The organism is Acinetobacter sp. GQ146 (assembly GCF_059758585.1).
Genome location: NZ_JCAXDV010000001.1, coordinates 588,530 through 602,199, shown reverse-complemented (window position 1 = coordinate 602,199; position 13,670 = coordinate 588,530). Strand labels below are relative to the sequence as shown.

The window sequence follows — 13,670 nt, the reverse complement described above, 5'->3', positions numbered from 1 at the left end:
AAACCAGCCTGCATTTGCCATTATTCTGCTTCAATAATCTCAAAATCATGTGTGATGATTACACCACCATCAGACAGCATTTTACTGGCCGAGCAATACTTTTCAGCAGACAATTCTACAGCTTTGGCAACCTGTTTTTCCTTCACCGCCTTGCCCGTAACCACAAAGTGTAAATGGATTTTAGTGAACACCGCTGGAATGCTATCGGCACGCTCAGCTTGCAATTGACATACAACATTTGTCACATCTTGACGAGATTTTTTCAAAATGGTCACAATATCGAAGGAAGCACACCCACCAAGTCCCATTAATATGAGTTCCATGGGACGTGGTCCACGGTTTTCACCCCCATACTCAGGGGAGCCATCCATGACTACACTATGACCACTTTCTGATTTCGCTTCAAAAGCAACATTCTCTAGCCAATGTACACTTGTTTGCATTGCAACTACCTAAAAAAAGCTATAAATTTACCGTGTACCTGTACACTAACATAATTTGAGTTGATAAGGAATTTCACCTCTTCTGTGTGACAAGTTCATTTTAGGTCTTGTGCGATCTATTACTTATCCATTTTCGGAAACCAAAAGCATGACTTCAAACTTTTCACAGCTGAGCACTGATGCGCTATCGCCAGGTCAATTACCTGAATCAGTCAAGGCACTATTAAAACGAGCATATATAAACCGTTACCCAAAACGTACAACTATTGTCGACGCTGGAACAGAATCAAAATCACTTTATTTGATTTTAAAAGGGTCAGTATCTATTATTTTACGTGAAGATGATGAACGTGAAATCGTAGTTGCATATTTAAATCCAGGGGACTTCTTCGGAGAAATGGGGCTATTTGAGGCAAATCCTCAACGTACTGCCGAAGTTCGTACACGCGACGTATGTGAAATTGCAGAAATCACTTACGAAAACTTCCACGAGTTAAGCAAACAGTACCCAGACCTAAGCTATGCTGTATTTGCTCAGTTAGTCCGTCGCTTAAAAAATACCACACGTAAAGTTACTGACCTTGCATTCATTGATGTTTCTGGTCGTATTGCACGTTGTTTGATTGATCTTTCCGCTCAACCTGAAGCCATGATCCTACCGAATGGTCGTCAAATCCGTATTACCCGTCAAGAAATTGGCCGTATTGTGGGTTGTTCGCGTGAAATGGTTGGTCGTGTTTTGAAAACCCTTGAAGATCAAGGCATGATTCAAACTGATGGTAAAGCCATTCTTATTTTTGATGTATCTTTAGAGCAGTCTAACACAGAAGACGACTATGAAGATGATGAAGAATAAATCTTCAAACCTAAAAAAAGCAAATCGAAAGATTTGCTTTTTTTATGCCAAATCAATCCTTTCATTTCACAAAACAATATAAAACTCGGCATTAACAAAGTCGCTTATTTACGCTAGCCTGAGCAAAGCGTTTGTCGATTACTCAGGAAAGATGTCATGCAATTCAAACCATTAGGTAACAGCGGTATTCTCGTCCCCGAAATTTGCCTCGGCACCATGACCTTTGGTGAACAGAACACCCAGCAAGAGGCTTTTCAGCAACTGAACTATGCTTTAGAGCGAGGTCTGTACTTTTGGGATACTGCCGAAATGTATCCTGTGCCACCTAAACCGGAAACTCAGGGTCACACGGAAACGATTATTGGCAATTGGATTGCTCAACACGGCGGTCGGGACAAGTTACTAATTGCCTCTAAAATTGCAGGACCATCTCAAGGTGGCAGCCATATTCGCGATGGGCAAACCCGTTTCACCGCAACTGAAATCTCTTCCGCCCTAGATGACTCCTTAAAGCGCTTACAAACCGACTATATTGACCTTTATCAACTCCACTGGCCACAGCGTAATACCAACTTCTTTGGAAAATTGAGCTATGGCAATACTGAAGCTTTAGATGAAAAACCAGTAACAGCTCTTGCGGAAACTTTAATTGCACTTGCCGAGGAAGTTGAAAAAGGACGTATTCGTCATATCGGATTATCGAATGAAACACCATGGGGAACCATGAAGTTTTTACAACTGGCAGAACAGTTAGGTCTAGATAAAATTGTCAGCGTTCAAAACCCTTATAACCTGTTAAATCGCAGTTATGAAATTGGCATGTCTGAGATTGCCAAATATGAAGGCGTTGGTTTACTTGCCTATTCGCCACTTGCCTTTGGCTACTTAACTGGAAAATTCCGTCATGGCGCTCGCCCAGCCAATGCGCGCATTACCTTATTTTCACGTTTTAGCCGTTACAGCAATCCTCAGAGTGAATGGGCAACAGAACAATACGCCTTATTGGCTGAGCGACATGGCTTGAGTCTAACGCAAATGGCTTTGGCATTTATTCAACAGCAGTTCTTTGTCACCAGTACCATTATTGGCGCAACCAACTTAGCGCAGCTTAAAGAAAATATTGATGCCTTTGACTTAACCCTCTCTCCTGAAGTGCTAGAAGGCATTGAAGCCATTCATCGCCAACAGCCTAATCCGGCGCCTTAAGTAATTCAAAAGATGCCCAAAACAAAAAAGGATGCTTCAAGCGTCCTTTTTTGTGATTTAGCAATAAGCTTAAAATTATCGCTTATTGTATACAGCTTGTGCGGCAGGCAAATTTTTACGCATGGCATCAATACGTTGGCTGTTCGATGGGTGGGTCGATAAGAACGATGAGCCACCAGCACCATCTAACTTATTCATTTTTTCCCACAAGCTAATGGCTGCTTGCGGGTTATAACCTGCTTTCGCCATCAACATCAAACCACCTTGGTCAGCACGACTCTCTAAGCTACGCGAGTATGGCAAGCCTACACCCACTTGAGTACCCAACTGCGCTGCTGCTGCACCCAACTGCCCTACGCTATCCCCTGCATAACTTAAACCGATACCCAGGGCTAAATCTGTTAAAGCTTGCGCACCAATTTTATTCTTGGCGTGTTCTTCTAAGGCGTGAATCATCTCATGCCCCATCACCGCGGCAATTTCAGCATCGCTCAGGTTGAGCTTGTTGACAATGCCGGTATAGAACACGACTTTACCACCAGGGGCAACATAAGCATTGACTTGGTCAGATTTCAATACCGCCAATTGCCAATCAAATTTCGTGCCTGTTTGGTTCATCTGATCTGCATAAGGTTTTAAACGATTAAAAACCGAATAAATACGCTTATAGGTTGAGGAAGAAGTATCTAATGTATTGTTACCGCGTGCCTCTTGCACGGTTTTATTAAACCCTTGCGTTGCAGCAACATTTAAAGAAGCGGTATCCGCACCTGCCATATCAGCAACTGTCGTACAACCTGAAAGTGTGACAGCTCCTGCCACACACAAACTCAACATCAGTTTGTTCTTCATTCTTTTAATCTCCACCATTCTTGGATTACATCAATATATGCGCATTATATGCAATGAATGTGGAGCTTTATACGTATAACAACTTCATAAACATAGTATTTATGTAATTGTGTTAATGCATAAACTGGTAACTTAACCAGTAGATTAAACACAATACATTAAGCACCATATACACTTGGCCCAAGGGTTTTATTTTTTCTTCTAATTTTTCATCATTGCGCTTCAACCATAAATAAGCATTTTGAATCAAAATCAAAGGCACCAAAATACAGGCCAGAATTACACTTAAACCAACAAAGGCAGAAAAGACGATGGCAGGGTCTTGGGTTTGTGCTTGAATAATTAAAATTGCAATGGTCGGTGCTCCGCCCATGGCAAAGATTAACGAATGTAAAATGGTACTTGAAATGTTTTTTTGCATCCTACCTCAATCCTAAATGCAGACTTAAATCTGCTTATCCTTACCTTTTTGAAAAATATCAGGATTAAAATTAAATGCAACTTTACTTTAGTCTTGACATTAAATAAGTACAGAATGAAATTAAATCATTCAAATAAAAAAAGACCCCGCTATAAGCGAGGTCCTTCATTCAACAATTATGCATTAAGCATCAAATGGATGACGTAATACAATTGTTTCTGCACGGTCTGGACCCGTTGAAATAATATCAATTGGGCACTCAATTAACTGCTCAATACGCTTGATATAGTTAATTGCATTTTGTGGAAGTTGTTCAACAGTAGTAGCACCCACAGTTGATTCAGTCCAACCCGGCATCGTTTCATAGATTGGCTTTAAGTTTTCATATGCAAGTGCATCAGAAGAGCCTACACAACCTGAATCTGTATTTTCGTAACCGACACAGATTTTCACTTCTTCTAAACCATCTAAAACGTCAAGTTTAGTTAAGCAAATACCAGAAAGTGAGTTTACATCAACTGAACGACGTAAAATTTCTGCATCGAACCAACCACAACGGCGTTGACGACCTGTAGAAGCGCCAAACTCATGACCTACAGTACCTAAATGACGACCAATCGCATCACCTGTATCGGTTGCTGCATCGTAGTGAAGTTCAGTTGGGAATGGACCCGCACCAACACGTGTTGTGTAGGCTTTGGTAATACCCAAAACATAGTCTAGGTGTAATGGACCTAAACCTGAACCAGAGCTCACGCCACCCGCAGTCGTGTTTGAAGACGTTACAAACGGATAAGTACCGTGGTCTACGTCAAGCAAAGAACCTTGCGCACCTTCAAACATGATGTTGTCACCGTTCTTACGGTAGTTGTGTAATTCAGTTGTTACATCAACCACTAACGGAGCAACGACTTCACGCCATTGATCGCAAAGCGCAAGTACATCTTCCAATTTCACTGCTTCAACACCGTAGTATTGAGTTAGCTGGAAGTTATGGTAATCCAACACTTCTGCCAATTGTGCTTTTAATGCTTCACCGCCACGAACCAAGTCCGCAACACGCACTGCACGACGCGCAACTTTATCTTCATACGCAGGACCAATACCACGGCCTGTTGTACCAATTTTTGCATTGCCACGCTTTTTCTCACGTGCTTGGTCAAGTGCAATATGGTTTGGAAGAATTAATGGACAGTTTGGAGAAATACGTAAGCGCTCTTTAACTGGCACACCTTGCTCTTCAAGAATCGTCATCTCTTTGATTAACGCTTCTGGTGAAAGCACAACACCGTTACCAATTAAGCACAATACGTTTTCACGTAAAATACCTGATGGAATGAGGTGTAATACAGTTTTCTTACCACCAACCACGAGAGTATGACCTGCGTTATGTCCGCCTTGATAACGAACTACCGCAGCCGCTTGATCTGTGAGCAGGTCGACGATCTTACCTTTACCTTCGTCGCCCCATTGGGTACCAAGTACCACAACATTCTTGCCCATAATAGCCTCATTACATCATGCTGTTAAAATTAAAACTCCGAGTAGTGACATGAACACCACTCGCAGTGATTAAATTGCTTGAACTTGCCACTCACCAGCAACATCAACAAGTTGATGCGTCGCATTTGGAATAGAGTTTAAATCATCATTACCCAATAACTGAATTACACTTAAGCCTTGTGCTCGAACGGACGCAATCGCTTGCTGTAAATCAGCCTGTGTGCCTTTAGGCGCAACCACTACATCAGCAGCTTTGAACTGCCCTGCACTTAACGCATACAAGTCACAACTAAAACCTGTTGCAGGACGTGCACGGCCAAAATGCTCACCAATACCATCGTAGCGACCACCCTGTGCCAAAGAGGCTGCACGGTTCGGTGCATAAACAGCGTACATCAGACCCGTGTGGTAGTGATAAGAACGAAGTTCAACCACATCCACACCAATCAATAGATTTGGCCAACGCGCCTGAATCGCAGACTGCGTAGTTTTTAATTCATCCAGAGCGTGCTTAAATGCTTCATCTGCTAAAATCTCAGCACTTAAATTGGCTTGCAATGCAACTAAGTCGTTTGCATAGCGACCTAAAGCATAGAAGTCAGCACCAAAATTCAAATCTTGCGTAAATTCTGCCAGTTCAGGCAATGCTTTACGTTGATAAAGATCAGATAATTCACGTTCGGTATTTTTATTTAAGCTTGCACATTTGACCAAGCTACGGAATAAACCGACATGCCCTAAATCCAGATGAATACCGTCAACTAGACCAGCTTTCTGAATTAGGCCGAGCATCACATCGATCATTTCGACATCTGCATCAATACTGTCTGAACCAAACAACTCGGCACCCAATTGTAAGGGCGCACGCGTGGTATTAAAGCCTTGCGGCTTGGTATGTAACACAGTACCTGCATAGCAATAACGCGCAACGCCATCAACAGGATGAACATGAGCGTCAATACGAGCGACCTGCGGTGTCATATCCGCACGCACCCCGAGTAAACGACCAGAAAGCTGATCAATTACTTTAAATGTCGCAAGGTCTAAATCGTGATTCGATTCGGATAAAGAAGAAAGGGATTCTATGTATTCAATAAACGGCGTGTACACCAATTGATAACCTCGAGATGCGAGGAAATCCAAGGCGTCACGGCGCAAGTTTTCAATTACTTGCGCTTGCTCTGGTAATACATCAGCTACACCATCAGGTAATAACCATGTCTCTGAAATGGGCATGTTGTAAACCTAAATTCTTGTCAGCGCGGAAGTAATCCGCATAAAAAAATCGGGAGCACACCCGATTTCTCCTAGTTTAGCACGATAGTTCACACCATGCACTGAGATTTTTATATTTAATCGCAATCTCTCGCCAATTTGTTTGCACTGCAAAGCTATACTTAAGTCAAAGATTGTTATCAATAAATTTGTGTTTGCTATAGAGCATCGGATTAGAGCGGCAGTTCAGTTGTCTGCTTAATGCTCTGTAAAGGAATTTCAGTTTTCACATTCTGAATCCCCGTGATTTTATTTAAATGCTGAATCTGAAATTTACGATATGCATCCAGATCAGACACCACAATTCTTAAAAAGAAATCACAGTCGCCTGCCATGAGTTGGCATTCTACAATTTCAGGAATTTCCCGCACGGAGTCAATAAAATGATTGACCGTTTTTGCATCTTGTCCTTTGAGCCAGATTCGCGCGAACACAGTTAAACCCAAATTGACTTTTTGCGGATTCACCAAGGCGACATACTTTTCAATAATACCAAGATCTTCTAATTGTTTAACACGTCTTAAACACGGTGAGGCCGAAAGCCCAACTCGTTGCGCCAACTCATTATTGGCCAGTTTGCCATCACGCTGTAAGGTTTGTAATATTCGTCTGTCTATTTTATCCACAATACCCTCTTAGCATTTATCATTAATTTTTTAAATATTAGAGCAATTTTATGCTCAATTTAAAGCAAATATTGCTTAATTTAGCGTCTAATATCACCACAATGTTTTTAAAATGGCTACCCACGTTGTGAGGTATCTATATGTCCATTTTAAAAAACAGCTCAGTGCATCCGCTCATCATGAAAAGCCACGATCAAGCTGAATTTTTTCGTGGCATTAAAACCACACTCCCGATGCTGCTCGGTTTTGTACCGTTAGCCTTGGTGCTCGGAACCCAAGCTTCACAAAAAGGCTTCTCGATTGTTGAGGTGTCCCTGTTAACCGGACTAAATTTTGCGGGCGGTTCTGAATTTGCCATTTTAGAAATGTGGACCAATCCTCCACAATTTTTACTCCTCATGTTTATTACCTTTTTAATCAATAGCCGCCACTTGCTGATGGGCGCGAGTTTAGTACCCTATTTAAGACACTTACCCGACCGGCAAGTTTACCCGGCACTATTTTTTCTCTGTGATGAAAGTTGGGCACTAGGATTATCGAATGCACAGAAGCGCATTCATCAACTTGGGCTTAAACATGCTTTTAATATGCCTTACTACGCAGGAGTCTGTTTAGCGTTATATGTGATGTGGGTTTCAGTGACTACCTTGGGCGCAGTTTTAGGGCCTGTATTGGGCGATATTCACCCCTATGGTTTTGACATGGCTTTTCCCGCGATTATTTTGGTGTTATTGCGTGGCATGTGGACTGGTTTCGCAGCTGCCCGACCTTGGCTGATCAGTCTAATTGTCGCAGCAATGGCTTATCTATACTTGCCTGCGGGATGGCATGTTCCTTTAGGAGCTTTGAGTGGAATCATCTCGGCATTTTTCTTAATCGGAGATGATGAATGATACATAGCAGCACCTTAATTGCCATTTTGTTAGTTGCAATCACCACTTATTTAACTCGTTTATTAGGCTATGCGGTGTTAAAAAACAAGACACTATCCAACAAGCACAAGAAAATTCTGGAAGTTGTACCCGGTTGCGTACTCATTTCAGTAATTGCACCTTATTTTGTCAAAGAACAACCCGCCGATTTAATCGCGATAGCCCTCACCCTTTTGGCGGCCTCGCGACTTCCACTGCTACCGACGGTCATCATCAGTATGTTGAGTGCCGCCTTATTGCGCCAAATTCTAGTCTGAAATTTGGCAGAAGAGCGTTAAAATGGACGATCAGTTTGCCCAACCGACTTGCTGAGTAAACTGACCAACTCTGCATTTTGCAATTCCAACTGATGCGTTCTTTTAACAGTTTTATCAATTGCTTCTTGTTGCACATGCATTTTCTTCGCGAGGTCTTGCATAATTTCCAGCGTTTTTTTCAGATTTTCCTCAAGGTGCACCACTTTTTCTTCCAGATGCTGTTGGTATTCAACATCCCCAGCATTTTCTCCCTGCTGCTTGAACTGAAACCACACCAAAAAAATTACCGCCATCGCCAATAGCAATATAAATCCCCAGATTAACATCATCATACATTTCTCATTTTCATTATGTGCTTTAACAATATAGTACGATAAGAACGCCTTATTTTTTATAAAAATAAATGATTCCGCTCATATTTTTAGAATTATTTCTCATCAGCGTATCTATATTTGAGCAACACGTTTCATATGACGTAAATGATATTTTGATACATGTTTTAGATTCACAACAGACGGTTTAAGCCGATATAGTCAACACGCATAAAACAAGATTCACTTTAGAAAAACATTATTGAGACCTTCCTATGGAATTACATAGCAATCTTTACTACCACCATGTCAATTCAGGGTTGATGGATCAGCTTGATCGCCTGTTTCTACAGCATCAAGACCATCCAGTAACCTTCTTGCAATTGGCAGCAGCCATTAATAGCGAGTACGGAGCTGAACTTGCGCAGGATCTGCTTGATCAAGTTGACCAAATGGAATACGACCTCGCTCCAGAAAGTGTATCTCGTGTTGCTGGTTTTAGTATTCTGCACTTTGTCCATGGTTCATCAGGCGATGAAATCATGGAAGCCATGTTGTTTTTCTTAAAAGGACTCATTCCTGAGCTACAAGTTCAAGCATGGGGCTGTGGTGATGATGACCCGTGGGAGTTCTGGTTAAAGTTTGAAGGGGATGAACTGGTGCGTGAAGATGATGAGCCGTTTAATGATCCTGATCAAGATCAACTTATTAAAGCTGAAATTTACACATGGTGGCATGAAGGCCTGCCAACAGAAATTAAAGAAGGATTTCTGAATGAAGTCGAGTCTGAAGAATAAGTAACAGTTAAAGCACCTTATGCTAGATCACGATAAGGTGCTTAATTGTATTAAACAAATGACTCGCATAGGTCGAGCAAGCGGTTGGCATAACCCCATTCATTGTCATACCACGCGAACACTTTTGCCTGATGCCCAACCACCATGGTCTGCGTTAAATCTACAATCAGTGAATACGGTGAATGATTAAAGTCACTAGACACCAAAGGCTCATCCGTGACTTGCATGATTTCGGCATAATCACTTTCCGCAGCACGCATCAGTACTTCATTAAGTTTATGTACCGTTATTGGCGATTGCGACAAAAAGGTCAGGTCAATGGCTGCGACATTGATGGTCGGCACACGAATTGAATAACCATCTATACGATCTTCCATTTTAGGCATGACTTGTTTTAAAGCCCCAAGAGCCGAAGACGTGGTTGGAATAATATTTTGCCCCGATGCACGTGCACGTCGTAAATCTCGATGCGCATGATCTAACACCGATTGATCTGCCGTGACTGCATGAATCTCAGTCATTAATGCGGTTTGAATACCAAAGGCATCATCAATAATCTTGACCAAAGGAACCAAAGCCTGCGTAGTACATGACACACTGGAAATAATCTGATCGGAAGCTTTGACGTCATGGTGGTTCACGCCATAGACAATTGCCGCATCGACCATATCAAACGGGGCTGCCCCAATAATGACTCGTTTTGCACCTGCACGAATATGGCGTGTTGCTGCCTCATGGGAACGAAATAGCCCCGTACATTCCAGCACCACATCCACATTTAATTGCTGCCAAGGCAGTAATTCTGGTTGTGCTTCACAAACAACTTGTACTTTTAAACTGGCAAGTCCTGCATGAATATGCATGTAGATTTGTTCATTTTCATATTCGACATCCACCTTGCCTTTAAAACGACCATGAGTACTGTCGTACTTAAACAAGTGAATTAATGTGTCTACATCTGCAATATCATTAATCGCCACGATCTCAAAATGGAAATCTTTAGGATTTTCGAACCACGCACGCAATACATTACGACCAATTCGACCAAATCCATTAATCGCCACTTTTTGCATGACTTTTCCCTTACATGAACCAAAATTTAAGCTGCCTTATGTTAATGGATTTTGCACTTAAACCAAGAGATTTTCGTGCCAAACCTCAACAAAAACTTGAAAGCAACATCAAATGGCAAAAATTGAGGAAAAAACAGACAGACTTATAGCTCCTGAATTTCAACTTCAATTTTCAATCATGGTCAGCAGTTGAATTCGCTTCAATATATACAGACTAAAGGATGACTTACAATTCCATAGTTTTGTCATTAATTCATAGTAAAGTGATTGGTGCGTGGGGCTTTTTCCGTTATAATTTGGCGTTTTAAAAAATTAAGCCTGTATTTTTATATGGTGCAATTGAGCACCAATAAGTGATACGTTTAGCCCAATTAGAGATTTATGGAGTGACTTGGTTGTGAGTACTCGTTTTATGACATCCGCTGAAATTCGCGAAGCTTTTTTAAGCTATTTTGAATCGCAAGGGCATACACGTGTCGCGTCGAGTTCTCTGGTTCCAGCCAACGACCCAACATTATTATTTACAAATGCTGGTATGAACCAGTTTAAAGACTGCTTTTTAGGTCTAGAAAAGCGCGATTATGTTCGTGCGACAACGTCACAAAAATGTGTCCGTGCTGGCGGTAAACACAATGACTTAGACAATGTTGGTTACACTGCTCGTCACCATACGTTCTTTGAAATGTTAGGCAACTTCTCCTTTGGTGACTATTTCAAACGCGATGCCATCAAATTTGCTTGGGAATTTTTGACTGGCGACAAATGGTTAGCATTACCCAAAGACAAACTTTATGCCACGGTTTACCACACCGATGACGAAGCATTCGACATCTGGAACAAAGAAATTGGTTTAGATGCCAGCCGTATTATCCGTATTGGTGACAACAAAGGCGGTCAATACGCATCGGATAACTTCTGGGCAATGGGTGATACTGGTCCTTGTGGTCCATGTTCTGAAATCTTCTTTGACCACGGTGATCACATTTGGGGTGGTTTACCTGGCACCCCTGAAGAAGATGGCGACCGTTTCATTGAAATCTGGAACAACGTTTTCATGCAGTTTAACCGTACTGCGGATGGTGTACTTCACCCTCTTCCAGCACCTTCTGTCGATACTGGCATGGGCTTGGAGCGTATTTCAGCAGTTTTGCAACACGTTAACTCGAACTACGAAATTGATTTATTCCAACACCTGTTAAAAGCAGCTGCGGAAATTATTGGTTTAGATACTACTGCGCTTGAAGCTGAAGCAAAAGCCAATGGCACACCAGTACAATACCCTGCTTCACTTAAAGTGGTGGCTGACCATGCGCGTTCATGCTGCTTCCTGATTGCGGATGGCGTAAACCCATCCAATGAAGGTCGTGGTTATGTACTCCGTCGTATTATCCGTCGTGCGGTACGCCACGGTAACAAATTGGGCGCAACAGGTTCATTCTTCCACAAAATGTTGCAACCGTTAATCGAAGTGATGGGTGCTGCCTACCCTGAACTTGAAGCACAGAAAGCACGTATCGAAGCACAATTACTGAAAGAAGAAGAACAGTTTGCTAAAACTTTAGAGCAAGGTCTGAAATTGCTTGAGGGTGAATTGGCTCAACTAAAAGGTTCTGTGATTCCGGGTGAAGTGGTCTTCAAACTTTATGACACTTATGGCTTCCCAACAGACTTAACTGCCGACATCGCACGTGAGCGTGATTTAACCATTGATGAAGCAGGCTTTGAAGTTGAAATGGCTGCACAACGTCAACGTGCGCGTGATGCTGGTAAATTCGCGATTGACTACAATAGCGTTGTGAAAGTTGAAGGTGAAACGCAATTTGACGGCTATGACGCAACAGCAGGTCAAGGTCAAATTATCGCAATCTATAAAGATGGTGAGCAAGTTGATGAAGTGGTTGAAGGTGATGAAGCATTAATCGTACTCAATCAAACACCTTTCTATGCTGAAAGCGGTGGTCAAATTGGTGACACGGGTATTTTCAAAAATGACACAGGTATTTTTGAAGTTCAAGACACCAAAAAGTCAGGCGGTGCCTTTGTTCATCAAGGGATCGTGACTGTCGGCAGCCTTAAAGCTACACAAACTGTAGAAGCGACTGTCAAAGCAGATATCCGCGCAGCCACTGCACGCAATCACTCCGCAACTCACCTTCTACATGCGGCATTACGTCAAATTTTAGGTTCGCACGTCCAGCAAAAAGGCTCTTTAGTTGCATCTGACATTTTACGTTTTGACTTTGCCAATGACCAACCTGTGTCATTTGAGCAGTTGCAAGAAATTGAGCGTTTAGTCAATGCTGAAGTCCTTGCCAATACGGCTGTCACCACTGAATTATTAGACATCGAATCCGCGAAAGCAAAAGGTGCGATGATGTTATTCGGTGAAAAATATGGCGATGAAGTCCGCGTACTGTCAATGGGTTCAATTATTGAAGAAAAGAACTTCTCAATTGAGCTTTGTGGTGGTATTCACGTTCAACGCACTGGTGATATCGGTTTATTCAAGATCACGTCTGAAGGCGGTGTAGCTGCGGGTGTACGTCGTATTGAAGCGGTGACTGGTACTAAAGCGTTAGAAGTTGTACAAAAAGCTGAAGCTGACATTGTGCATATCAACGGTGTATTAAAAGCCCAGAAAGATCAAACTGTAGAAAAAGTTGAAGCTATTGTAGAAACAGCTTCTGCATTACAAAAGCAGATTGATCAACTGAATCAAAAACTTGCGAGCTTACAAGCCGCCGAACTTCTAAGCCAAGTTCAAACGCTTGCAGGTCGCACAACATTAATCACGACTGTTCAGGGCATGGATGCAAAAGCACTTCGCAACCTACATGACGGCGTGAAATCAAAATTAGAAAATGCAGTAATCGTGCTGGCAGGTGTAGAGGGTGACAAGGTGAGCTTGATCGCATCTGTAGCAAAAGAATTTACTGCTTCTATAAAGGCAGGTGACATCATCAAACACTTAGCAACTGAGCTAGGCGGAAAAGGTGGTGGTAAACCTGACTTGGCACAAGGTGGCGCGCCACTAAACGAGAAGTTTGCACAAGTGATGGCAGATTTAACTGCTTGGCTTGAAGCAAAATAAAACTTCACCTTTTGTGTAACTGACCCT

At 42.2% G+C, this 13,670-nt stretch carries 14 protein-coding genes; 6 read left to right on the top strand and 8 right to left on the bottom strand.

Annotation, left to right across the window (positions count from 1 at the left end):
* Positions 1-20: 20 nt before the first annotated feature.
* The gene (locus AC6CHI_RS02915; protein WP_458890618.1) at positions 21-443 is read right to left on the bottom strand and encodes an OsmC family protein; all 423 of its coding nucleotides are present in this window, start codon (positions 441-443) and stop codon (positions 21-23) included.
* 148 nt (positions 444-591) lie between these two features.
* On the opposite strand from AC6CHI_RS02915, the gene crp reads away from it, so the two are divergent.
* Together crp and AC6CHI_RS02905 are read left to right on the top strand one after the other, a co-directional pair.
* A complete protein-coding gene (gene crp, locus AC6CHI_RS02910) occupies positions 592-1,299 on the top strand; it encodes a cAMP-activated global transcriptional regulator CRP (protein ID WP_458890619.1) in 708 nt (235 codons plus the stop codon).
* Positions 1,300-1,455: 156 nt separating this feature from the next.
* Positions 1,456-2,505, top strand: a complete 1,050-nt coding sequence (locus tag AC6CHI_RS02905; protein WP_498119345.1) for an NADP(H)-dependent aldo-keto reductase — start codon at positions 1,456-1,458, stop codon at positions 2,503-2,505.
* Positions 2,506-2,580: 75 nt separating this feature from the next.
* Here AC6CHI_RS02905 and AC6CHI_RS02900 read toward each other — a convergent pair whose 3' ends face one another.
* From AC6CHI_RS02900 to AC6CHI_RS02880, 5 genes are all read right to left on the bottom strand, one after another.
* Positions 2,581-3,357, bottom strand: a complete 777-nt coding sequence (locus AC6CHI_RS02900; protein ID WP_458890621.1) for a M48 family metallopeptidase — start codon at positions 3,355-3,357, stop codon at positions 2,581-2,583.
* A gap of 112 nt (positions 3,358-3,469) precedes the next feature.
* Positions 3,470-3,778: a phosphoethanolamine transferase domain-containing protein gene (locus tag AC6CHI_RS02895; protein WP_458890622.1), complete on the bottom strand. Its 309-nt coding sequence runs from the start codon at positions 3,776-3,778 to the stop codon at positions 3,470-3,472.
* Positions 3,779-3,961: 183 nt separating this feature from the next.
* Positions 3,962-5,281: an adenylosuccinate synthase gene (locus tag AC6CHI_RS02890; protein WP_498119344.1), complete on the bottom strand. Its 1,320-nt coding sequence runs from the start codon at positions 5,279-5,281 to the stop codon at positions 3,962-3,964.
* Positions 5,282-5,350: 69 nt separating this feature from the next.
* A complete protein-coding gene (locus tag AC6CHI_RS02885; protein WP_498119343.1) occupies positions 5,351-6,517 on the bottom strand; it encodes an ATP phosphoribosyltransferase regulatory subunit in 1,167 nt (388 codons plus the stop codon).
* 212 nt (positions 6,518-6,729) lie between these two features.
* On the bottom strand, positions 6,730-7,182 hold the full coding sequence (locus AC6CHI_RS02880; protein ID WP_458890625.1) for an Lrp/AsnC family transcriptional regulator: 453 nt from the start codon (positions 7,180-7,182) through the stop codon (positions 6,730-6,732).
* Between the two features lie 140 nt (positions 7,183-7,322).
* On the opposite strand from AC6CHI_RS02880, the gene AC6CHI_RS02875 reads away from it, so the two are divergent.
* On the top strand, positions 7,323-8,075 hold the full coding sequence (locus AC6CHI_RS02875) for an AzlC family ABC transporter permease (RefSeq protein WP_498119342.1): 753 nt from the start codon (positions 7,323-7,325) through the stop codon (positions 8,073-8,075).
* Positions 8,072-8,371: an AzlD family protein gene (locus tag AC6CHI_RS02870; RefSeq protein ID WP_458890627.1), complete on the top strand. Its 300-nt coding sequence runs from the start codon at positions 8,072-8,074 to the stop codon at positions 8,369-8,371. The genes AC6CHI_RS02875 and AC6CHI_RS02870 overlap by 4 nt, the downstream gene beginning before the upstream one ends.
* Positions 8,372-8,388: 17 nt before the next feature.
* On the opposite strand, the gene AC6CHI_RS02865 is transcribed toward AC6CHI_RS02870, so the two are convergent.
* Positions 8,389-8,700 carry a hypothetical protein gene (locus AC6CHI_RS02865; RefSeq protein ID WP_458891102.1) on the bottom strand — a complete coding sequence of 104 codons (312 nt, stop codon included), beginning with the start codon at positions 8,698-8,700 and terminating at the stop codon, positions 8,389-8,391.
* A gap of 257 nt (positions 8,701-8,957) precedes the next feature.
* On the opposite strand from AC6CHI_RS02865, the gene AC6CHI_RS02860 reads away from it, so the two are divergent.
* Positions 8,958-9,479: a hypothetical protein gene (locus tag AC6CHI_RS02860; protein ID WP_498119341.1), complete on the top strand. Its 522-nt coding sequence runs from the start codon at positions 8,958-8,960 to the stop codon at positions 9,477-9,479.
* A gap of 50 nt (positions 9,480-9,529) precedes the next feature.
* On the opposite strand, the gene AC6CHI_RS02855 is transcribed toward AC6CHI_RS02860, so the two are convergent.
* Positions 9,530-10,552: a type I glyceraldehyde-3-phosphate dehydrogenase gene (locus AC6CHI_RS02855; protein ID WP_458890629.1), complete on the bottom strand. Its 1,023-nt coding sequence runs from the start codon at positions 10,550-10,552 to the stop codon at positions 9,530-9,532.
* 397 nt (positions 10,553-10,949) lie between these two features.
* Here AC6CHI_RS02855 and alaS point away from each other — a divergent pair, with 397 nt between their 5' ends.
* Positions 10,950-13,643: an alanine--tRNA ligase gene (gene alaS / locus AC6CHI_RS02850; protein ID WP_498119340.1), complete on the top strand. Its 2,694-nt coding sequence runs from the start codon at positions 10,950-10,952 to the stop codon at positions 13,641-13,643.
* Positions 13,644-13,670: the final 27 nt, after the last annotated feature.